The organism is Synechococcus sp. W4D4 (assembly GCF_047716805.1).
Lineage (GTDB): Bacteria > Cyanobacteriota > Cyanobacteriia > PCC-6307 > Cyanobiaceae > Vulcanococcus.
Genome location: NZ_CP180404.1, coordinates 76,773 through 96,507 on the forward strand (window position 1 = coordinate 76,773; position 19,735 = coordinate 96,507).

A 19,735-nucleotide genomic window follows, 5' to 3' on the forward strand; every position below is an offset into this window, starting at 1 on the left:
ATCAGACCGCAGCCTTTTGGTTGTCGAGCAGGCCCTTGAGCTTGGCCAGTTCACCAGCCCAGCGGGGGTCCGGAGCACCCTCTTCCACGGTGTCGCTGTGGACCACTTTGTTGACGGCCTTGCGGGCCACGGCGGGGCCGGTGCTGCCACCGGGGCCACGACGGTCGTTGCCACCACGACGGTCATCGCGGCGCTCAGAGCGCTCGATACGGAGGTTGTTGCCGCCGAAGTCACGGCCGTTGAGCTGCTCGATCACAGCGTCGGCGACCTTCTCATCGTTGATGTTGGCAAAGCCGAAACCGCGACCAGCACCGGTCTCACGGTCCTGAACAGCTTTGAAGCGGATGCCTTCGCCCACGCTTGCGAACAGAGCCTCGAGCTCCTTGTTATCGAAGCTCAGGGGCAGGTTGCCGACGTAAAGACGAACGCTCATGGGATGAGAGAGATGGAACGGAAATGTGTGGGTTCTGGCTGGTCGGGGTTAATCACGAAGCGGCAGCACCGAACCCGACAGCGGAGTTCAATCGGCGACCTACGGCGTAATGCTGTGCCCTAACTGGCTGGATTCAGGTCGTTGATAACGCCTTTCATAGTGAAGTTAATCACGGCGGGGGTCCCTCTCCTTGGCGAAATGGCTGACGCTCCAGCCATTGGCGTGCACGCTCAAGGGCTTCATTCGTGCCACTGAGGCGACCAAAGGCCTGCTCCAGCATCAAGAACTGCAGCAGTGATCCCAGTTGAGGTGTGGCTTTCAGGCCTAACTCCCGTTGCAGCTGGTCGCCATTGATCGCTGGTTTGGGGTGAAACAGCCGGTCCTCTGGGTCGCGCCAGCGCCTGAGCCAAGTGTTGGCCGCTTCGGTTGGCCAATGCAGCAGCAAGGCTGGGAGATCGCTGGCGAGGTCTCGGTGCAGTTGCAGCCGCTCCGCTTCCGAAAGGCTCTCGGCGCGAGTCCCCGGTGCCTCGGGCCCTAGCCGCTGCTGCCAACGCCGCAGGCGCTGCACCCGCTGCTGCAGCTTTCGGCTGCTTTTGAGCTGCAGCAGGCCAGGGCCATCGAGGACGGCGCTCATGCGGGCGAGTGGCCCGGCCACTTGCCATTCGTCTGCACTGAAACCCAGGGCCTGCGCCCGTTGGGGCGTCAGGGGCTCCAGGGGGACAGGTGGTTTGCCGCGCTCTTGCCAAGGGGCCAGCAGGTCCCAGTCCAGGCAGCGCTGCAGCCCCTGATGGCCCTGAGGGCTCTGGCACAGCTTCTCGAGTTCCGCCAGGATCCGCTCCCCCGCCACGCCGGTGAGCTTGTGGCGGTGCTGCTGAATCCATTCCGCTGTTGTGGTCTCCAGCTGGAAGCCCAGTTCACTCGCCAGACGGATGCCCCGTAGCAAGCGCAGGGGATCGTCCAGCAGGTTGTTTTCGGTGAGGGCCACCAATTGACCGTCCCGCAGATGTCCCAACCCCCCATGGGGGTCCACCAGCTCATGCCGCTGGGCTAGCGGGAGGGCCATGGCATTGATGCTGTAGTCCCGCCGCTGCAGGTCTTCCACCAGGCTTTGGCCTTCGCGGCGCGCCAGATCCACGCTCCAGCCGCGGATCACCAGCCGGCCAATGTCGCGCTCCGCATCCAGCACCACAGGACTGCCGCCGTAGCGCTTGCTCAGCGTTCGGCAGAGGGCAATCGCGTCCCCGGCCACCACCAGGTCGAGGTCGGGGGTAGGGCTCAGGCGATTCAGCAGGGCATCGCGGACGGCACCACCCACCAGGGCGGCATCGGCCGGAAAAGCCGAGAGGGGAAGAGGCCAGTCCTCGGCGCGCAAGGCGCCCCAGGCCGCTGCCGCTGCAGAACCGCCAGAGCCGGGCACAATGAGCCCATCTGCGCTGACGCTGGAGATGTGCATCTGCGTGGACTGCCGCTGGGTCGACCAGTGCCAGGCCTACCACGCAGTGGAGCGTCAGCACGGGGCGGCGCACCTCTGCTGCGATCCGCAGTTCGTCCCCACCGAGCCCCAGATCCATGTGCAGGTGCGGGAGCTCGGCCCGGCGGATGTCGGTGTGGAGTGGGACGTGCGCGCCTGCGGCAGTTTTGAGCTCGAGCGTGGGCGCTGGCAGCGGCTCTGCCCGGGGGAGTTGCTGCCCACATGAGCGCACCCTCCCTACTGCTGGCGCTCCACAGCTCAAGTGAAACCCTGGGGGTGGGTCTCTGCAATCTCCAGGAGGAGGACGCGGCTCCGCAGTGCGCCACTTTCCCCTTGGGGCGTCAGCTCTCCAATGACCTTCTCCCCTGCGTGGAGGAGCTGCTGCCTGCGGAGCGGTGGCCCCAGTTGGCTCGGATTGTTGTCGCCACAGGACCTGGTGGATTCACAGGAACCCGCCTCACCGTCGTCCTGGCGCGCACCTTGGCCCAGCAGCTGCAGATTCCTCTGCACGGTTTCAGCAGCTTTTTGTTGATGGCCCGGCGCCTGGCGGCGGCGGGGGCCCTGCGTCCGGATCAGTCCCGTTATTGGCTGCAGCAAACCCTGCCCCGCCGGGGGATCGTGGCGGGGGCCTACCGCTTGGATGACTCGGTCCTGGGTGGGATCAGTGAGGCCGTGGAGCCCCGCTTGTTCCGTCCCGAGGAGCAGTGGCCCGGTTCCGCCAGTGGAGGCGAGCCAGCAGCTGCTGCGGTGGTCGAGGCGGAGCAGGACGTTCTGCAGCTGCTGGCCCTGGGGCGATTGGCCCATGCCGCGGTCTTGCCGGGGCCCTGGGACACCGTTCTTCCGCTTTATCCGACCAGCCCGGTGGATCTGGGATGACCCAAGCCCAGCGTCCAACTGGATCCCGGCCACGCACGAGGCGCCGCCGCCCGCGACGCCGCGGCAGAACCCGCCGCCTGTTGCTTCTGGTGGCTCTGCTGACTGTTGGTTGGAGCAGCAGAGGCCTTTGGTTCCCGTCCCTGCCGCCGCCGGAGTTGGTGCTGGTGCTGGGCGGCGATGTGGAGCGTGAGCGGGTCGGCGCTGAAGTCGCCAAGCGTGATGGCCTCCCCGTGATCGTCAGCGGCGGCAGTAACCCGGAGTACGCCAACTGGCTGTTCCGCGGTCGCGGCCTCGACGACAGCCGGGTGCTGCTGGACTACCGGGCGACGGACACCCTGAGCAACTTCACCTCCGTGGTGGATGACCTCAAGCGCGCACGGATCCGCCACGTGCTCCTGGTGACCAGTAGTGATCACATGGACCGGGCGCTGATGGTGGGTCGTGTGATCGCGGGAAGCCGCGGGATTGGTCTGACGCCGTTGGCGGTGCCCTGCGGAAACCGCTGTTTCCCCGAGGACTGGCGCAAGGTCTGGGGGGATGGGGTTCGGGCCGCCCTCTGGGTGGTGAGCGGCCGGGACCTTAGGGACTGGGCGGCAGAGCGTTTTGGTCCGCTGCTGGAGGAAGTGCGGGGCCGCTGATCAGGCCTTGATCGAGCAGGGCATTGATCTGGGCCTGGCAGGCAGCGGTGGCTTGATCGAGATCCGCCCGTTTGCGCGAAGCCGGTGGCGGGATCGGCGTACCAATCCGGATGTGGACGGGTACGAGGCGGGCGCTGCGTGAGCCGGTGCCCAGGGCTCGGTGGCTATTGATGATCGCTACTGGCAGCAGAGGCACGCCGGCGCGGGCGGCCAGCAGGGCTGCTCCGGCCTGGGGGTTGTTCACCCGTCCATCGCTTTGACGGGTGCCGTCGATGAAGACTCCGGTGGCCCAGCCCTGATCGAGTCGATCGGTGGCGGTGCGGATCGCTTCGCGGTCACTGGCGCCGCGGGAGACTGGATAAGCCCCGCAGGCGCGGATGATCGGTCCGAGTAGGGGAATTTTGAAGAGTTCCGCTTTGGCCATGAACGCCACGGGGCGTCCCAGGGCGTGGCCCAATAGGGGCGGATCCAGGTGAGAGCCGTGGTTGGCCACCACCACCAGGGCTCCTTCCATGGGCACGTTTCCGTTGCCGGCGGTGCGGCCACGGAACAGGAGCCGGTAGATCGGGAACACCAGCATGTAGCTCACCAGGCGGTAGGTGAGGCTGGGCCGCGGGGTGCGGATCAGGGCCGGCGGTTCGGCGGGTTTGCGGCGGCGCAGGACACGTTTGACCGCTTTGACAGGGCGATTCACAGCCCCAGATCGGCGGCGGTGGCGATTTGCGCGTTGTTGATGCCTTCGGTGCTGCGCTTGATCAAGCCACTGAGGACGTTGCCAGGGCCGATCTCCACGGCGGTGCTGATGCCCGCGGCGGTCATGGCTTCCATGGTTTCTCGCCAGCGCACACCCGTGGTCATCTGGCTGCGCAGGCGTTCTTTGAGGGCTGCGCCGCTGGTCTCAGGGGTGGGGTCGGTGTTGCTCAGCACCGGGATCGAGGCGTCGGCGAAGTTCACGCCCTCCAGGGTGGTGGCGAAGGCGGCGGCGGCCTCCGCCATGAAGGGGGAATGGAAGGCTCCGCTCACCGCCAGAGGAATGGCCCGCTTGCATTTGAGCTGGCTGCTCACGCTGCCCACGGCTTCAGGGCTACCCGAGAGGACCACCTGGGCACTGCTGTTGTCATTGGCGATCACGACCCCTTCGGTGGCCTTGACCAGCGTTTCGAGTTCGCCGCGATCAAACCCCATGACAGCGGTCATGGCTCCGCCTCCGGCGGCGGCCATCAGTTCGCTTCGGGTTTTCATCAGCTGGATGCCCGTCTCGGCATCGAACACGCCGGCGGCGTAGAGGGCCACCAGTTCCCCGAGGCTGTGGCCAGCCACCAGATTGGCGCTGCGGCCCTGGGCCTTCAGGCCATCCACCAGCAGGCTTTCCACCACAAACAGGGCAGGCTGGGTATTGCGGGTGTCGTTGAGCTCGCTGAGCTCGCCATCGGCCTCGCCGTTGCAGATCGCCAGTAGGTCGCGGCCCAGCAGGTTGGAGGCGGCCTCGAAACGCGCCTTGGCACCAGGGAGTTCCAGTACCCCTGCGGCCATGCCCACTTTCTGAGAGCCCTGTCCAGGGAAAACCCAGGCGTTACCCATGGCCGCGCGTTGAAGTGACGGGGGGAGCCTACGCGGGGCCCTTCCAGCGCAGCAGTGCTCCGCCCCAGCTCAGTCCGGCACCAAATCCACTGCTGGCGATCAGGTCTCCGGGTTGAATCCGGCCGTCCTTCACCGCTTCATCCAGCATCAAGGGAATGGTGGCGGCCGAGGTGTTGCCGTAGTTGCTCAAATTGCTGAGCACGCGCTCGTGGGGAATCTTGAAGCGATCCGCCACCGCATCCAGGATGCGTTGGTTGGCTTGGTGCAGCAGCAGCCAATTGAGCTGGTCGGCTTCGGTCTCGGTGGTCTCCAGCAGCTCTTTGAGGACGGCGGGGACTTCGCGAACTGCGAACTTGTAGACCTCCTGGCCATTCATACGCAGGGGTGCAAAGCCCCCCCGCTGGGCGCTGACCCCGTCGAGCACCGGGTGGTGGGTCTCGGTCTGGGCCAAGGTCAGGCAGCCATTGCGACTGCCGTCGGAGCGCATCCGGAAGCCCAGGAGACCGTCTTGTTCGCCGGGGCAGGCTTCGACCGCCACCGCAGCTGCGGCATCGCCAAACAGCACACAGGTGGTGCGATCGTCCCAGTCCACCCAACGGCTGAGCTGATCGGCGCCGATCACCAGGGCTCGGCGCATGGCGCCGCTACGCAGGTATTGGCCGGCCGTGATCAGGGCAAACAGGAAGCCGCTGCAGGCGGCGGTGAGGTCAAAGGCAACGGCGTTGCGGGCCCCTAGGGCGCCTTGAACCCTGGGAGCTGTTCCAAAAAGGTCATCCGGGCTTGAGGTGGCCATCAGGATCAAGTCCAGATCCTCCGGTTGCCAGCCCGCGTGCTCCAGAGCGGCCTTGGCCGCTCGGGTGGCGATCACGGTGAGGGGTTCATCGGCATTGCAAATCCGCCGGGCTCCGATGCCGGTGCGGGTTCGAATCCACTCGTCGCTGGTGTCGACCCGGGTACTGAGCTGCTCGTTGCTGACTTGGTTCACCGGCACAGCACTGCCACAACCCACCAGGGCCATGCCCAAGGGGCCCTGAGGGGTCCCGGCTTTGGCAGCGCTGGTCATGTGTGGACTAGCCCGAGACGGTGGGGCTCAGTCAACCACAGGCGACGGTCTCATTTTCGGCTTCGCTGAGCCGGTGCAGGTCGTCCATCACACCGTGGTTTGCGGCGGAATGGGCGATGCGTAGAGCGCTGACGACGGAGAGGGCTTTGCTGCTGCCGTGGCCGATGACGCAGACGCCATTAACCCCCAGCAGCAGGGCGCCGCCATGTTCGGCATGGTCCAGGCGCTTCTTAATCCGCCGGAGGTTGCTCATCAAGAAGGCGGAGCCCACCTTGCCGCGGCGGCCGCGGGGCAGCTCAGCCTTGAGGACATCCAGCAGGACGCTGCCGACGCTCTCAAGGAACTTCAGCAGCACGTTGCCGGTGAAGCCGTCGCAGACCACCACATCGAAGTCGCCAGAGAGGACATCACGGCCCTCGCAGTTGCCGGCAAAACGGAAGCGGGTTTCAGCCGCCATCAGGGGATAGGTCTTGAGGGCCTGATCGTTCCCCTTGCACTCCTCCTCGCCGATGTTGAGCAGGCCGATGCGGGGCTCTTGGACCTGCAGAACGTCCCGGCTGTAGATGTTCCCCAGCAGAGCCCACTGGTGCAGATAACTGGGCTTGGCGTCCATGTTGGCGCCGACATCGAGCACCAGGACCTGCTGGGCTGGATCTTTGGTGGGGAAGAGGGCACCAATGGCAGGGCGATCAATCCCTTTGAGTCGGCCCAACCGGAAGATGGCGGAGGCCATGACTGCCCCGGAGTTCCCGGCGGAGTAGACGGCTGTGGCCTCTCCGGCCTTCACCAGATCCATGGCCATGTTGATGCTGGCGTCGCGCTTCTTGCGCACCACCGTGGCCTCTTCGTTCATGCCCACCGACGGGCCACTGGGAACCAGATCAATCAGTCCCTGTTGCTGCGCCTCACGGAGGTCTTCGCCCAGTTCGAGTTCGGCAACGGCCGCCTCGATGGCCGCTGTTTCGGCCACGAACTTCACCCGAACCGGCAGCAGGCGTACGGCCCGCAGGCAGCCTTCGAGGATGGGGCCTGGGGCGTAGTCGCCGCCCATGCCATCGACCGCGACCCAGAGACGGTCGGCGTCGTTGATGGCTTCGCCATCGACACCGCCGACCCCCTGCTGGAGTCGCCGCAGGGGGTCAAACACCAAGGGCTGCAACACGGTGTTGGCCGCTGCACCGGCTGCTCCAGCTGCTGTCCCTGCTGTGTTGACGACGGAGCCAGCCATCGAGCCCGCGGCTGTGCCGGCGGCTGAGGCTGAACCCACCAGGCTGGTAACGGCCGTATTACGCCGGTACCAAATCACCAGACGCCGAATGGCCTTCGGGCGGCTCCGGCGGCTCGATGAGCCTTGGCCAGTCGCGTCAGTTGGATTCTGGGGCAACGGCTTCAACGATGCGTTGGAACAGATAACCGGTGCCTCGAGCCGTGAGGATCAGCTCGGGGTTGGTCGGATCGTCTTCCAGTTTGGAGCGCAGCCGGGAAATATGAACATCCACCACCCGGGTATCCACATGGCGTTCGGGGGTATAGCCCCAGACCTCCTTGAGGATTTCGCCGCGGCTGAAGGGTTCGCCGCTGCGGCCCACCAGCAGCTCCAGCAGGCTGAATTCCATCCCGGTCAGGCGAATCCGCTCATCACCGCGGAAGACCTGGCGCTTGTTGGTGTCGATGCGGATCGCGTTGATCTGGATCACGCCTGAATTGGGGATTCCGGCGGCGCCCTCCTTGTCGATCCGGCGAAGCACACAGCGGATGCGGGCTTCGAGTTCCTTCGGGCTGAAGGGCTTGACCACGTAGTCGTCCGCGCCAAGCTCCAGTCCCGTGATCCGGTCAGCGACATCGCCGAGGGCCGTGAGCATCACGATGGGCACGTCGGACTCCTTGCGGAGTTCTTGGCAGACGCCGTAGCCATCGAGCTTGGGCATCATCACGTCGAGCACCACCAAGTCGGGGTTGGTGTTTCGAAACGCTTCGAGTGCTTCCTGGCCATCGCAGGCCGTGACCACCTGGTAGCCAATCATTGAGAGGCGCGTTTCCAGGATGCGGCGGATGCTGGCCTCGTCATCCACGACCAGAATTGTTTCCTTGGCTGGAGCGGAAGAGGCCGTCATTGCGCCAGTCTGGGTGGCCATTACTAAGTGATTAGACCTACTGAAGGGGTCATTCGTGGTTCGTGTTCGACGAAACCCACCTTTCGTCATACACCTTCTTCATCCATCCGCCCTCCACAGCGCCTTGGCTCGCACCACCAGCACCTACGTCTGCCAGAGCTGCGGAGCCCAAACCCGCCAGTTTTTTGGGCGCTGCTCCAGCTGCGGCAGTTGGAACAGCCTGGTGGAGCAGTCCACCCCTTCGAGCGATAACCGCCGCCGCCGTCCGGTCCCGGTGGCCGATGCAGATGCGCCGATTCCGGCTGCACCCCGCCGCTCCGAACCGATCGCGGCTGTTGGTGATCGCCCCCTTCAGCGCCTCGGCAGTGGCTACAGCGAGTTTGACCGGGTGCTTGGTGGTGGTCTGGTGCCTGGCTCGCTGGTCCTGCTGGGGGGGGATCCCGGGATTGGCAAGAGCACGTTGCTATTGCAGAGCGCCCAGGCGATGGCGGCCCGTCACTCCGTTCTCTATGTCAGTGCTGAAGAATCGGCCCAGCAGGTGAAGCTGCGCTGGCGTCGGCTGGCGGAGGAGCAAGGGGAGCTCCCGCCGCAGCAGGAGAGTGCCTCCGGTCTGCAGCTCTTGGCGGAGACGGATCTGGAGTTGGTGCTTCAGGAGCTGGAGGCGCTGCGGCCCGCCGTCGCCGTGATCGACAGCATCCAGGCTCTGCATGACGGGGAATTGGGCAGTGCCCCGGGTTCAGTGGCCCAAGTGCGGGAATGTGCAGCCGCCTTGGCGCGGATCGCCAAGCGTCAGAACACGGCCCTGCTCTTGGTGGGCCATGTCACCAAGGAAGGAATGTTGGCGGGGCCCAAGGTGCTCGAGCACCTGGTGGATGCGGTCCTGACCTTTGAGGGGGATCGCTTCGCCAGTCATCGCTTGCTGCGGGCGGTGAAAAACCGCTTTGGGGCAACCCATGAATTGGGCGTGTTTGAGATGCGCGGCCAGGGCCTGGCTCAGGTCCTCAATCCCAGCGAGCTCTTTTTGGGCAGTGATGAGCCCAGCGCTGGAACGGCGACGATCGTCGCCTGCGAAGGCACCCGTCCGCTGGTGGTGGAGCTCCAGTCCTTGGTCAGTACCACGAGCTATGCCAGTCCCCGGCGCACCGCCACTGGGATTGGCACCAATCGCCTGCACCAGATCCTCGCGGTGCTCGAGAAACACCTGGGTCTTCCCCTGTCCCGCTTCGATTGCTATTTGGCCGTGGCCGGCGGATTGGACGTGGAGGAGCCCGCCGCGGACTTGGGGGTTGCGGCCGCTGTCGTGGCGAGCTATCGCGATCTGACCCTGCCGCCAGGGACCGTCCTGGTCGGAGAACTCGGCCTGGGGGGGCAGTTGCGGCCCGTGGGACAGCTGGAGCAACGACTGCAGGAAGCGGCCCGTCTGGGCTTCAGCCGAGCCGTGGTCCCCAAGGGCTCAGGCTTGGGACGGCTTGCGGCTGGCTTGGATCTGCAGCTCCATGAGGCGGGGAGTGTCGCTGAAGCTCTGGTGGCCGCCCTTGGGGTCAACCCTGCCGATGACAGGGCCTAACTTGACGTCGACTCAGAAGTAGACGTCGATGCTGCCGCGACCGCTGGTCTTGAGCCAGTTCTGAGCTTCGATGTAGTTGTTGGGCGCCAGGCGAATGGCCTTGCCCCAAAAGTCCGCCGCGAGATCAAAGCGGCGATCAGCCTCATCGGTCTCGCCCTGCTCCTCGGCAATCGAGCCCAGGTGATGGTGAATCACCGCCATGTTGTTCAGCGCCTGGGGCATCTTGCTGTTGAGATCCAGGGCTTGGCCGTAGTGCACCAGAGCCTTTTCGTGCTCGCCGTTGCTGGCAAACACCAGCGCCATGTTGTAGAGGATGAAGGCCTTGTCGTTGGGGTCTTCCTCGAGCTTCAGGGCTTCGGCGTAGTTGTCCAGCGCTTCGGCGTATTCCCCGTCGGCCTGAGCGCTCATGCCATCGCGGTAATAGGCAAACGCTTCCTTGGCCCGTTGGTTGGTCGGCAGGACCTTGAGGATCAGGTCTGCCATCACCGTGAAGCTCTTGTCGATGAAGTTGTCGTTGCGCTGGGAGCGGGGCACGGCAGGCACCTGAGCTTCGTGGCCCCATCCTGACTTGCGCCCCGCGGATCAGGGGCTAACCGTGAGAACTCCCTAGCTTGGGTATCCCTTCTCTGCCTGCGTGTCTCCTGACCTTGAGCCAGCAGCCCAGCCGGTGGCGCCGCTCTTGCTGGATGTGGAGGGTATGAAATGCGGCGGATGTGTCCGCGCGGTGGAACAGCGCTTGCTGGCCCAACCCGGGGTGCGTCAGGCCAGTGTCAATTTGCTGAACCGAACGGCTTGGGTTGGTCTGGACCCTGAGACCGCGATGCCGGAGCCGGCCCAGCCCTTGATTGAGTCCCTGGCCGCGATGGGCTACAGGGCTGCGGTGCGCAACCTCGATGACGAGGATCGCCCTCTGAGCCTGGCGGAGCGGCAGCAGCAGCAGAGTTGGTGGCAGCGCTGGCGCCAGTTGATGGTGGCGCTGCTGCTCCTTGTCTTCTCCGTCTCCGGACACCTGGCGGAAGCTGGTCAGCTGCCTTTGCCCCCCTTGGCGGACATCCGCCTGCATGCGCTGGTGGCGACCATCGCCCTGTTGCTGCCGGGTCGTCCGATTTTGGTTCAGGGCTGGCGTTCGGCCTGGGCCGGTGCCCCTGGGATGGACACCCTGGTGGGGTTGGGGATGGGCAGCGCCTACCTGGCCAGCTTGGTGGCCCTGTTCTGGCCGGCCGTGGGTTGGCAGTGCTTCTTCAACGAGCCGGTGATGCTGCTGGGCTTCGTCTTGATGGGGCGTTTCCTGGAGGAAAGGGCGCGGTTCCGCACAGGACGCGCACTTCAGGAGTTGGCCCGTTTGCAACCCGATGAGGCGCTGCTGCTGTTGGGCAGTGGCGCTCAGGCGCGGGTCGAGTCGGTCCGCGTGGGTGCCCTGCGTCCGGGGGATCGGCTACGGGTCCTGCCTGGGGATCGGATCCCCGTGGACAGCCGAGTGCTCGAGGGGCATTCGAGCTTGGATGTCTCCAGCCTCACCGGGGAACCCCTGCCATTGGTGGCTGGTGTTGGTCAGGAGCTCGCAGCGGGTTCCTTGAACCTGCAGTCGAGTCTCGAGCTGGAGGTGCTGCGCCCCGGCCGCGAGAGCGCCGTGGCGCGGATTATTGCCTTGGTGGAAAGTGCGCAAGCACGGAAGGCTCCGATTCAGACCCTGACCGATCGGGTGGCGGGGCGCTTCAGCGTCGTTGTGATGCTGCTGGCCTTGGTCACCTTGTTGTTCTGGTGGTTGATCGGTGCTCAGCTCTGGCCCCACGTCTTGAGCGCTGCGCCCTCCATCCACCAGCACGGCGGCCACCAAAGCTTGGGCTTGGGTGCTGAAACCCCCTTCGTTTTGGGCCTGCAACTCAGCATCGCCGTGCTGGTGGTGGCCTGTCCCTGCGCCTTGGGCTTGGCGACGCCAACAGCGATCACGGTGGGCAGTGGTTTGGCGGCCCGCTCCGGGGTGCTCTTTCGCGGTGGTGATGTCATCGAGGCGGCGTCCCATCTGCGCACCCTCTTTTTTGATAAGACCGGGACCCTCACGGTCGGCCGCCCCACGGTGCGGGCCGTGGAGCGCTCTGGCCTGGAGGGCAGCGAATCGAGCTTGATTCAGCTGGCGGCCAGCCTGGAGGCCCAGACCCGCCACCCCTTGGCCCATGCCCTGCTGCAGCGGGCGCAGCAGTTGGAGCTCCCGCTGCTGGAGGTCAGTGAGGCCTGCACCTTGGCGGGTGATGGGGTCCGCGCTCAGGTGCAGGGCCATGGCCTCTGTCGAGTGGGGCGTCCGGCCTGGTTGCTGAAGGACGGAGTGGAGATAGCGGAGGACCAGAGGCGCTGGTGGAACGCGCAGGAAGAGCAGGGCGCGACCGTGGTGGCGGTGGCCCTGACCGATGCCTCGGGATCCAGCCAGCTCCAGGGACTGATTGCCCTGGATGATGAGCCGCGAGCGGATGCCCCAAAGGCCCTGGTTCAGTTGCGGGCAATGGGGGTGCAGTTGGGGTTGTTGAGCGGGGACCGCCAGGCGCCGGTGCGGCACCTGGCGCTCCAACTGGGCTTGCCGCTGCGGGAGTTGGCCTGGGAACTCCTCCCTCAGCAGAAGCTCGAGCGGATCGATCAGGCGCGCCAGGCCTCCAGCGACCCCGTCGGAATGGTGGGAGATGGCATCAACGACGCTCCGGCACTGGCCGCGGCGGATTTGGGGATTGCGGTTGGCACCGGAACGCAGATCGCCATCGACACCGCCGATCTGGTGGTGCTGGGGGATCGGTTGGAGGCGATTCCAATGGCGCTGCGCCTCGCCCGCCGCACCATGGCCAAGGTGCGCCAAAACCTGATCTGGGCCTTCGGCTACAACCTGGTGGTGTTGCCGATCGCAGCTGGGGTGCTCCTGCCAGGCTTTGGCGTCGTGCTGTCACCACCGCTGGCAGCTCTGTTGATGGCGATGAGCTCAATCACTGTTGTTGTGAACGCGTTGCTCTTGGGGCGCCATGACTAAGCGGGGACGCTTTCTGGTGCTGGAGGGCATTGATGGCTGCGGGAAGACCACTCAGATCGACTCCCTCAAACAGTGGTTGCCGAGCAGCGGCTTGATGCCTGAGGGGGCTCAATTGCTGGTCACCCGAGAGCCGGGGGGAACAGTTCTCGGGCGGGCCCTGCGTCAACTGCTTCTGCATCCCCCTGGAGAAGCGGCACCGGAGTCCACAGCGGAGTTGTTGCTCTATGCGGCCGATCGCGCCCAGCATGTGCAGCAGCGCATCGCCCCGGCCCTGGCGGCGGGGCATTGGGTGCTCAGTGATCGTTTTGTCGGATCGACGGCGGCTTACCAGGGCTATGGCCGCGGCTTGTCCTTGGAGTTGATTGATCAGCTCGCTGGGATTGCGACCGCCGGGGTGCAACCCGATCTCACGGCCCTGCTCGAGATCCCATTGGCGGAGTCCCTGCGGCGCCGAGGCCATCGCCAGGCTGATCGCATCGAAGCCAGTGGCGAGGCCTTCCTCGCGCGCGTCTGTGCTGGCTTCAGTGCCCTGGCCCAGCAACACAGCTGGTGCCGCATCGAGGCCAGTCAATCCCCCGAGGCTGTCAGCCGGGCCCTGCAGGCCGCCATCCACGACGCCTGCACACGCGATGGCTGAACTCTTCGAGGATCTGCTGGGGCAATCCCAAGCGGTGGCCTTGCTTCGGGCTGGTCTGCAGCAACAGCGCCTGGCACCGGCCTACTTGTTTTGCGGTCCCGACGGGGTCGGTCGACGTTTGGCGGCGTTGCGCTTCCTGGAGGGAGTGATTGCAGGTCTGGATGGCTCCCCCTCGGTGAGGCGTCGGCTGCAGGATGGCAACCATCCCGATTTGCTTTGGGTGGAGCCCAGCTACTCCGACAAGGGGCAGCTGGTACCCGCTTCCCAGGCCGAGGCCGCTGGAGTCAGCCGCAAGGCACCTCCGCAGCTGCGCCTCGAGCAGGTCCGGGCCGTCTCACAGTTTTTGGCTCGCAGGCCCGTGGAGTCCTCCCGTTGCCTGGTGGTGATGGAGACCGTGGAGGCCATGGCTGAGGGTGCGGCCAATGCGCTGTTGAAAACCCTGGAGGAGCCCGGGGACGGGATGCTGATCCTGCTGACGGCTTTTCCGGATCGGTTACTCAGCACGATTCGATCGCGCTGTCAGTCGATTCCATTTGCGCGTCTTGAGCCGCAGCTACTTGAGGAGGTTCTCCAGCGCCACGGCCATGGGGGAACCGAGCAGGCCGGAGATCCGCCTGAATTGCTTGAACTGGCGGCCGGCTCCCCCGGTGCCTTACTGGAGCAACGGGCCCAATGGCAGGCCTTGCCGGAGGGCTTAACTGAGCGCTGCAGTGCGTTTTCTGCTCCCGACGGGGTGCAGACACCGCTGCTGGCCCTCTCGCTGGCCCGTGACCTTTGTGAGGTGCTGGATGTGGAGCAGCAGCTCTGGCTGCTCGATTGGTGGCAGCTTCATCTCTGGCGTCAACATCAGGACCCGCGACCCGTGCAGCGGCTAGAGCAGCTCAGGGCCCAACTGCGCAGCTATGTCCAGCCGCGCTTGGCCTGGGAGGTGGCGTTACTGGCTCTTTCAGGGGTTGGAGCCTGAACCCTTTAGGCGGCGGTCCGGCGATTGTCTCGGGCCTGCTGGACCAGTTGGGCGAGCTCCTCTTGATTGGCCCCACTAGGGAGTTCCAGGCAATAGCCGGCGCCGTAGACGGTCTTAATGAAGCGGGGCTTGCGGGGATCGGGCTCGAGCTTGGTGCGCAGGTGACGCACATGCACTCGGATGGTCTCGATGTCGTCGTCCGGCTCGTAACCCCAGACCTCTTTGAGGATCAATGAGGGCGCAACGGTTTGGCCGTGGCGCTGGAGCAGGCAGTGGAGCAGTTCGAACTCCAGGTGCGTCAGCCGTACGGGTTCGTCGAACCAGATCGCCTCGAAGCGCTCGGGGACCAGGGTCAGGCAGCCGTAACTGAGGATTTCGTTGTGCTTGGTCGAGAGCGGGGCGCGATCGGAGCGGCGTAGGAGCGCCTTGATGCGCACCAGGAGCTCTTCAAGATCGAAAGGCTTCGCGAGGTAGTCGTCCGCTCCGGAATTAAAGCCGCTGACCTTGTCTTTGGTGCTGCCCAGCGCCGTGAGCATCAGCACCGGGATGCGGGAGGTGCGCTCGTCTCGCCTCAACCGTTGGCAGAGGGTCAGCCCGTCAACCTTGGGGAGCATCAGGTCCAGCAGGACCAGGTCCGGGGTGTACTGCAGTGCCAAGGCCTGGCCTTTGATGCCGTCTTCGGCCCGTTGCACGTCGAAGCCGCTGTGCTCAAGGTGTCCGGCCACAAGCTCGCGCATGTCGCCGTCGTCTTCAATCAGCAGGATGCATGGCTTCATGACTGGCTCCTGGGTTGACGGGTCGCGGTTTCAGTGAAGGGCCGAAGTTCACCGCAGGCATTCTCGGCGGCTTTTTGTGCTTCTGCACAACAACGCTTGTTCTTGTCTTTGGGCTAAGGACGGTCTGATTTCAGTGCTGATCAGGGATTTGCTCGAATTACCCCAAACCCCAGAGCGGTGAATCTTCAGCTTTTCTTTCGTCTTCTGGGTTGCGATTCCGGGGCGTTTGTTGTGAAGCCTCGTTCGGTTGCAGCTGGCCACCAACAAAAAGACCCAGCCACACGGACTGGGTCTCTCAAAAAGCTCCCCGGGCGGGATTCGAACCTGCGACCAATCGATTAACAGTCGACCGCTCTACCGCTGAGCTACCGAGGAATGTTCCCTGTCGGGACCCAGAGAACATACCTTTCAGCCCTTCCTCGTCGCAAGGGGCCTGAGCTGCCTCTGCAGCGTCTTGCCGACTTGCCAAGGGCCGACGCTGCCACGCTCCATGAGGGCGGCTCCATCGCACCAGCTCAATTCCTCCAGGCGATGGGTGATCCAGAGGGCCGTGATCGGTGCCTCCTGCCGGTGGCAGAGCTGATGAATCAGGCTGATGACCTCCTGTTGGCTGGTCTCATCCAGGAGCGCGGTTGGTTCATCGAGCAGGAGCAGTTGCGCTTCGCTTGCCAAGGCTCCGGCGATGGCGAGGCGTTGCTTTTGGCCGCCGCTGAGGCTGTGGATGGGGCGTTGGCGAAAGCCCTCGAGACCGACTTGCTGAAGTGTGTTGGTGACGCGTCCGAGTCGCTCCCTTTCCTCGAGCTGGCTGGGTAGCGAGAGCTCGATGTCGCTTCCGCAGCTGGGAAGCAGCAGCTGGTGATCAGGGTTTTGGAACACCAGGGCCGGCTTCAGAGGGCGCTCCAGTTGGCCTTGGCTCGGCTCCAGCAGGCCGGCGATCAAGCGCAGCAGGGTGCTCTTGCCGCAGCCATTGCCGCCCACGAGCATCCAAAGGCCAGGGCGGGGAATGGAGAAGCTGCAGTGATCTAGGGCGCGATGACCAGTCGGCCAGGTGAAACCCAGGCGATTGGCAACAAGAGAAGGCTGCCCCTCGCCAGCCTCAGCCATCGAAGCTGAAGCCGGGGCGCTTACTGCCGCCGCCGAGGCTTGATTTTTCGTAGGTCTGGACCGCCACGACTTCGCTGGTCAGCAGGCTGATGCGCTTGCTCTCTTCTTTCTCGCACTGCAGCTCGAGAAGGCGAGGGTGCCCGGACTCCATGGCCTGTTTGATCTGGTTGTAGAGATCCTGCGCAGCGCTTTGCTCTTTGCGCTGGACCGCGATGGGCATCGGGCTCAGCTTCAAAGAGAGCTCAATTACAAACACTGGAGAGGGATTTCAAGCAGTCCCCACTCTGGCGAACTGCGGCGCCGGCTGCCGTCGGCCTGAGTACAAGTACTTAACGGCTGCGCATTCGTGCTGGAAATCGTCCCAAGGCTCGCCGCCAACGTCTGGTTGCCCGTACAGTGCGCTTGTAAAGCTTCATGAAGCCGCTCTCATGACGATCGCTGTAGGGCGCGCGCCGCAGCGGGGATGGTTTGACGTCCTCGATGACTGGCTCAAGCGCGACCGCTTCGTTTTTGTCGGGTGGTCGGGTCTGCTCCTGTTCCCCACTGCCTATCTGGCACTGGGTGGCTGGCTGACCGGCACCACCTTTGTCACTTCCTGGTACACCCACGGCATTGCCAGCTCCTATTTGGAGGGCTGCAATTTCCTCACCGCTGCGGTGAGCAGCCCGGCTGATGCCATGGGCCACTCCCTTCTTCTTCTCTGGGGCCCAGAAGCCCAGGGCGACTTCGTGCGCTGGTGCCAGCTCGGCGGCCTGTGGACCTTCGTGGCCCTGCACGGCGCCTTCTCCCTGATCGGCTTCATGCTGCGTCAGTTCGAGATTGCTCGCCTGGTCGGCATCCGTCCTTACAACGCCATCGCCTTCTCCGGCCCGATTGCGGTGTTCGTCAGTGTTTTCCTGATGTACCCCCTCGGCCAGAGCAGCTGGTTCTTCGCTCCGAGCTTCGGCGTGGCAGCGATCTTCCGCTTCCTGCTGTTCCTCCAGGGCTTCCACAACTGGACCCTGAACCCCTTCCACATGATGGGCGTGGCCGGCATCCTCGGCGGCGCACTGCTGTGTGCCATCCACGGCGCCACCGTGGAGAACACCCTGTTTGAGGACAGCGAGCAGGCCAACACCTTTAAGGCGTTCGAGCCCACTCAGGAAGAAGAGACCTATTCGATGGTCACCGCCAACCGCTTCTGGAGCCAGATCTTCGGAATCGCGTTCTCCAACAAGCGTTGGCTGCACTTCTTCATGCTGTTCGTGCCCGTCATGGGCCTCTGGACCAGCTCCATCGGCATCATTGGCCTGGCCCTCAACCTGCGTGCCTACGACTTCGTGTCGCAGGAAATCCGCGCTGCTGAGGACCCCGAGTTCGAGACCTTCTACACGAAGAACATTCTTCTGAACGAAGGCCTGCGCGCCTGGATGGCCCCCGCGGACCAACCGCACGAAAACTTCGTCTTCCCTGAAGAGGTTCTGCCCCGCGGCAACGCTCTCTGATTAAGACGTCTTCGTTCTGCCCACGCTTGATGTGGATACCTTGCGCCCCCAACGGGGCGCTTTTTTTTGACCTATGGATCGACCTCGTCGAAGGTCAGCTGTTCATGGGTAAACCCGCTGGGGTCCCACCAGCTCAGGTCGGCTGAGCGATAGGCCAGCACGTTGAACATGCCGCGGGCGTGGTGATAGCTGATGTGGCAATGGAAGGCCCAAATTCCAGGGTGGAGCGCGTCGAAGGCGATACGGCAGCTGCTCCCCTTGGGCACCAGGACGGTGTCTCGCATGGGACCTGAGAGCGGTTGGCCGTCGATTTCAACGACTTGAAATTCGTGGCCATGGAGGTGCATCGGATGGCCCATCGGGGTGGGATTGCTGAAGACCATCTCGACCCGTTGACCCTCCTCCACCCAATAGGGGTCTCGGTAGGGATAGAAGCGATTGTTCAGCCCCCAGCGGTACGCAGGGGCGGGACCAGTCAGGGCCACGGGAATGGTGTTGTCCGTGGGTTTGCTGACGAGGGGGCGCTGGGCCCTGAGTTGTTGGTCCTGGGTGAAGTCGAGAGGCCCGGTCCACTGCTCCGTTTGCGGCGCTAGTGCCGGGATGGGCTGTTCAGGGGCGCTGCGGAGCACCACCCCGCAGCGCAGGTTGCTCCGCTCTCCCAGGGCCAGTAGCGGAAAGACGCCAGGTGTGTCCGGAAGTCGGATCCTGAGGCTGAGGCGTTGGGCAATGGCGAGCTGAAACACCGATCCCCGGATCGGTTCCACTGGGTTGGCATCCGTGCGCAGGAGCTCGCCTTCCAGCTCCCCCAGGTCGAGAAAGAAATTCATGAAGGCGCTCGCGGCGATCCAGCGAATCGCCACGGTGTCCCCCGGCCTTACATCGATGATTTGAGGTGCGTCCAGGCTCCTTTCATTGGCCAGGAGTGCGTCGTAGACGACATCGGGCAGCATCAAGCTGCCTGTCTGGCGTCGCCAACACAACCGTTCGCCGGTCGCATCCCACTGTTGTGTGAGCAGTGGCCTTTCGGCCTGCCAATCGAACGTCTCCAGGGCGCGAGCCATGGCGGTATCTCCTCCGCGTTTGCCCGCGACGATGTTGCTGAGGATCGTGTCGGCAGGCGTGAAGCTGAAATCCCTCAGCGTCACCGTGAGCGTCTGGTTTGCCCAGTCCTCTTGCTCCTGGCTGAGGATCAGAAAGGGTTCGGCCACGAAGCTTTGGGTTTGCAGCCCGTAGTGGGAGTGCATCCAGAAGGTGCCGTCCTGCTGGAGCGGGTAGTGAATGCGTTGCCTCTCCCCCGGGGGGATGGGGGGTTGGGTGACATAGGGCACCCCATCCATCGGATTGGGAAGAATGAGGCCATGCCAGTGAACGGTGGTTGGAACCGGCAGCTTGTTGACCAACTCCAGATCCACGCCCTGCTCCCGCCGGGTGGTGTAGCCCCGCTGACCATCGCTCGCTCGGATGCAGCCCCTCTCAACGGTTTTGCCGAGCACAGTGATCGGTGCCGTGGTGATCTCGAGCACCCTGGTGTTGCGGTTCAGGGGACGCTGGAAGGTGGCCTGGCTGATGAACTGCTGCCAGCTCTTTTTGGCTTTGGCCTGAGCTGCGCTCAGCCAGGACCGGGTTGAGCCCCCCAAGATCGTGGCCAGCAGCCCGAGTCGAAGCAACGATCGGCGACGCATTCAAGGACCCCTTCTGTCCGCTGTCTAGGCAAAGCGCGTGGCGTTGTCGCATTCACAACGCCGCCCCCTGGTCAGCCTCGATAGGATTGGCGGGTTCCGTTAGCAGTGATGTGGCGACGCAGAACCCTTCGGGCGGAAGCGTTGCCGGATGCATCGCCGGCTAACACCAATCCCCACAGGAGGAGGTGTCCGTGCCCCACAGTTGTAAGAAGCAGGGTCTGCTGATCGCGGAGAACGCCGCCTGATTTCGGCGCCTCGTTCCTAGATCAAACGGTTCCGCGCCAAAGCGGACCCGGCGAGAGCCCCCGGTTCCTCTTGAGGAATCGGGGGCATCG

General features: G+C 64.4%; 20 protein-coding genes and 1 tRNA gene. 8 read left to right on the forward strand and 13 right to left on the reverse strand.

The genetic code is table 11. The annotated features are described in order from the left end of the window. Position 1: 1 nt before the first annotated feature. Both ACLM42_RS00420 and ACLM42_RS00425 read right to left on the reverse strand, forming a co-directional pair. A complete protein-coding gene (locus tag ACLM42_RS00420; protein ID WP_247910087.1) occupies positions 2-433 on the reverse strand; it encodes an RNA recognition motif domain-containing protein in 432 nt (143 codons plus the stop codon). Between the two features lie 169 nt (positions 434-602). Beyond that, entirely contained in the window at positions 603-1,886 is a 1,284-nt protein-coding gene (locus tag ACLM42_RS00425; RefSeq protein ID WP_415399389.1) for a CCA tRNA nucleotidyltransferase, read from the reverse strand. Between ACLM42_RS00425 and ACLM42_RS00430 the strand changes: the two genes are divergently transcribed. From ACLM42_RS00430 to ACLM42_RS00440, 3 genes are read left to right on the forward strand one after another with little or no spacing between them, the layout of a single operon-like run. Then, entirely contained in the window at positions 1,879-2,130 is a 252-nt protein-coding gene (locus tag ACLM42_RS00430; RefSeq protein WP_415399390.1) for a Ycf34 family protein, read from the forward strand. The two genes, ACLM42_RS00425 and ACLM42_RS00430, sit on opposite strands and share 8 nt — an antisense overlap. Beyond that, complete coding sequence (tsaB, locus tag ACLM42_RS00435; protein WP_247910092.1) at positions 2,127-2,780, forward strand: tRNA (adenosine(37)-N6)-threonylcarbamoyltransferase complex dimerization subunit type 1 TsaB; 654 nt, start codon at positions 2,127-2,129, stop codon at positions 2,778-2,780. The genes ACLM42_RS00430 and tsaB overlap by 4 nt, the downstream gene beginning before the upstream one ends. Further along, positions 2,777-3,418, forward strand: coding sequence for a YdcF family protein (locus tag ACLM42_RS00440; RefSeq protein ID WP_247910093.1), 642 nt, complete (start codon positions 2,777-2,779; stop codon positions 3,416-3,418). Before tsaB ends, ACLM42_RS00440 begins: the two co-directional genes overlap by 4 nt. Here the strand turns inward: ACLM42_RS00440 and ACLM42_RS00445 are convergent. Genes ACLM42_RS00445 through rpaB form a run of 5 tightly spaced genes read right to left on the reverse strand, consistent with a single transcriptional unit; the run spans position 3,360 to position 8,176 of the window. Next, the gene (locus ACLM42_RS00445; protein WP_247910094.1) at positions 3,360-4,112 is read right to left on the reverse strand and encodes a lysophospholipid acyltransferase family protein; all 753 of its coding nucleotides are present in this window, start codon (positions 4,110-4,112) and stop codon (positions 3,360-3,362) included. The two genes, ACLM42_RS00440 and ACLM42_RS00445, sit on opposite strands and share 59 nt — an antisense overlap. Continuing rightward, complete coding sequence (gene fabD, locus ACLM42_RS00450; protein ID WP_415399391.1) at positions 4,109-4,999, reverse strand: ACP S-malonyltransferase; 891 nt, start codon at positions 4,997-4,999, stop codon at positions 4,109-4,111. Before fabD ends, ACLM42_RS00445 begins: the two co-directional genes overlap by 4 nt. Before the next feature lie 28 nt (positions 5,000-5,027). Then, positions 5,028-6,062 (reverse strand): beta-ketoacyl-ACP synthase III, encoded by a 1,035-nt coding sequence (locus ACLM42_RS00455; protein WP_415399392.1) that lies wholly within the window; start codon positions 6,060-6,062, stop codon positions 5,028-5,030. A 31-nt stretch (positions 6,063-6,093) separates the two neighbouring features. Further along, positions 6,094-7,446 (reverse strand): phosphate acyltransferase PlsX, encoded by a 1,353-nt coding sequence (gene plsX, locus ACLM42_RS00460; RefSeq protein WP_415400192.1) that lies wholly within the window; start codon positions 7,444-7,446, stop codon positions 6,094-6,096. Further along, positions 7,427-8,176 carry a response regulator transcription factor RpaB gene (gene rpaB / locus ACLM42_RS00465; protein WP_247910099.1) on the reverse strand — a complete coding sequence of 250 codons (750 nt, stop codon included), beginning with the start codon at positions 8,174-8,176 and terminating at the stop codon, positions 7,427-7,429. The genes plsX and rpaB overlap by 20 nt, the downstream gene beginning before the upstream one ends. A 124-nt stretch (positions 8,177-8,300) precedes the next feature. Here rpaB and radA point away from each other — a divergent pair, with 124 nt between their 5' ends. Then, complete coding sequence (radA, locus tag ACLM42_RS00470; RefSeq protein ID WP_415399393.1) at positions 8,301-9,743, forward strand: DNA repair protein RadA; 1,443 nt, start codon at positions 8,301-8,303, stop codon at positions 9,741-9,743. Between the two features lie 12 nt (positions 9,744-9,755). On the opposite strand, the gene ACLM42_RS00475 is transcribed toward radA, so the two are convergent. Continuing rightward, positions 9,756-10,277, reverse strand: coding sequence for a photosystem I assembly protein Ycf3 (locus tag ACLM42_RS00475; protein WP_247910101.1), 522 nt, complete (start codon positions 10,275-10,277; stop codon positions 9,756-9,758). 163 nt (positions 10,278-10,440) lie between these two features. Here ACLM42_RS00475 and ACLM42_RS00480 point away from each other — a divergent pair, with 163 nt between their 5' ends. The 3 genes from ACLM42_RS00480 to ACLM42_RS00490 are packed head-to-tail and all read left to right on the forward strand — an operon-like array spanning position 10,441 to position 14,354. Continuing rightward, positions 10,441-12,753 (forward strand): heavy metal translocating P-type ATPase, encoded by a 2,313-nt coding sequence (locus ACLM42_RS00480; RefSeq protein WP_415400193.1) that lies wholly within the window; start codon positions 10,441-10,443, stop codon positions 12,751-12,753. Next, a complete protein-coding gene (gene tmk, locus ACLM42_RS00485) occupies positions 12,746-13,390 on the forward strand; it encodes a dTMP kinase (RefSeq protein ID WP_415399394.1) in 645 nt (214 codons plus the stop codon). Before ACLM42_RS00480 ends, tmk begins: the two co-directional genes overlap by 8 nt. Beyond that, positions 13,383-14,354, forward strand: coding sequence for a DNA polymerase III subunit delta' (locus ACLM42_RS00490; protein WP_415399395.1), 972 nt, complete (start codon positions 13,383-13,385; stop codon positions 14,352-14,354). The genes tmk and ACLM42_RS00490 overlap by 8 nt, the downstream gene beginning before the upstream one ends. 5 nt (positions 14,355-14,359) lie before the next feature. On the opposite strand, the gene ACLM42_RS00495 is transcribed toward ACLM42_RS00490, so the two are convergent. The 4 genes from ACLM42_RS00495 to ACLM42_RS00510 all read right to left on the reverse strand — a co-directional run bounded on the left by ACLM42_RS00495 (position 14,360) and on the right by ACLM42_RS00510 (position 16,454). Beyond that, positions 14,360-15,130 (reverse strand): response regulator transcription factor, encoded by a 771-nt coding sequence (locus ACLM42_RS00495; protein WP_247910105.1) that lies wholly within the window; start codon positions 15,128-15,130, stop codon positions 14,360-14,362. 303 nt (positions 15,131-15,433) lie between these two features. Beyond that, positions 15,434-15,505, reverse strand: a tRNA-Asn gene (locus ACLM42_RS00500). 33 nt (positions 15,506-15,538) lie between these two features. After that, positions 15,539-16,234: an ABC transporter ATP-binding protein gene (locus tag ACLM42_RS00505; RefSeq protein WP_415399396.1), complete on the reverse strand. Its 696-nt coding sequence runs from the start codon at positions 16,232-16,234 to the stop codon at positions 15,539-15,541. Beyond that, positions 16,227-16,454, reverse strand: a complete 228-nt coding sequence (locus tag ACLM42_RS00510; protein ID WP_247910107.1) for a hypothetical protein — start codon at positions 16,452-16,454, stop codon at positions 16,227-16,229. The genes ACLM42_RS00505 and ACLM42_RS00510 overlap by 8 nt, the downstream gene beginning before the upstream one ends. Positions 16,455-16,662: 208 nt before the next feature. On the opposite strand from ACLM42_RS00510, the gene psbD reads away from it, so the two are divergent. Further along, positions 16,663-17,718 carry a photosystem II D2 protein (photosystem q(a) protein) gene (psbD, locus tag ACLM42_RS00515; RefSeq protein WP_185186856.1) on the forward strand — a complete coding sequence of 352 codons (1,056 nt, stop codon included), beginning with the start codon at positions 16,663-16,665 and terminating at the stop codon, positions 17,716-17,718. Between the two features lie 71 nt (positions 17,719-17,789). Here the strand turns inward: psbD and ACLM42_RS00520 are convergent, their stop codons facing one another. Next, positions 17,790-19,400 carry a multicopper oxidase family protein gene (locus tag ACLM42_RS00520; RefSeq protein WP_415399397.1) on the reverse strand — a complete coding sequence of 537 codons (1,611 nt, stop codon included), beginning with the start codon at positions 19,398-19,400 and terminating at the stop codon, positions 17,790-17,792. Between the last annotated feature and the right edge of the window lie 335 nt (positions 19,401-19,735).

What these genes read in the sequence shown, in the direction of transcription:
- ACLM42_RS00420 (WP_247910087.1), bottom strand. Translation starts at nt 433, where the DNA reads ATGAGCGTTCGTCTTTACGTCGGCAACCTGCCCCTGAGCTTCGATAAC.
- ACLM42_RS00430 (WP_415399390.1), top strand. Translation starts at nt 1,879, where the DNA reads ATGTGCATCTGCGTGGACTGCCGCTGGGTCGACCAGTGCCAGGCCTAC.
- ACLM42_RS00425 (WP_415399389.1), bottom strand. Translation starts at nt 1,886, where the DNA reads ATGCACATCTCCAGCGTCAGCGCAGATGGGCTCATTGTGCCCGGCTCT.
- tsaB (WP_247910092.1), top strand. Translation starts at nt 2,127, where the DNA reads ATGAGCGCACCCTCCCTACTGCTGGCGCTCCACAGCTCAAGTGAAACC.
- ACLM42_RS00440 (WP_247910093.1), top strand. Translation starts at nt 2,777, where the DNA reads ATGACCCAAGCCCAGCGTCCAACTGGATCCCGGCCACGCACGAGGCGC.
- fabD (WP_415399391.1), bottom strand. Translation starts at nt 4,999, where the DNA reads ATGGGTAACGCCTGGGTTTTCCCTGGACAGGGCTCTCAGAAAGTGGGC.
- ACLM42_RS00455 (WP_415399392.1), bottom strand. Translation starts at nt 6,062, where the DNA reads ATGACCAGCGCTGCCAAAGCCGGGACCCCTCAGGGCCCCTTGGGCATG.
- rpaB (WP_247910099.1), bottom strand. Translation starts at nt 8,176, where the DNA reads ATGACGGCCTCTTCCGCTCCAGCCAAGGAAACAATTCTGGTCGTGGAT.
- ACLM42_RS00480 (WP_415400193.1), top strand. Translation starts at nt 10,441, where the DNA reads ATGAAATGCGGCGGATGTGTCCGCGCGGTGGAACAGCGCTTGCTGGCC.
- tmk (WP_415399394.1), top strand. Translation starts at nt 12,746, where the DNA reads ATGACTAAGCGGGGACGCTTTCTGGTGCTGGAGGGCATTGATGGCTGC.
- ACLM42_RS00490 (WP_415399395.1), top strand. Translation starts at nt 13,383, where the DNA reads ATGGCTGAACTCTTCGAGGATCTGCTGGGGCAATCCCAAGCGGTGGCC.
- ACLM42_RS00495 (WP_247910105.1), bottom strand. Translation starts at nt 15,130, where the DNA reads ATGAAGCCATGCATCCTGCTGATTGAAGACGACGGCGACATGCGCGAG.
- ACLM42_RS00505 (WP_415399396.1), bottom strand. Translation starts at nt 16,234, where the DNA reads ATGGCTGAGGCTGGCGAGGGGCAGCCTTCTCTTGTTGCCAATCGCCTG.
- ACLM42_RS00510 (WP_247910107.1), bottom strand. Translation starts at nt 16,454, where the DNA reads ATGCCCATCGCGGTCCAGCGCAAAGAGCAAAGCGCTGCGCAGGATCTC.
- psbD (WP_185186856.1), top strand. Translation starts at nt 16,663, where the DNA reads ATGACGATCGCTGTAGGGCGCGCGCCGCAGCGGGGATGGTTTGACGTC.
- ACLM42_RS00520 (WP_415399397.1), bottom strand. Translation starts at nt 19,400, where the DNA reads ATGCGTCGCCGATCGTTGCTTCGACTCGGGCTGCTGGCCACGATCTTG.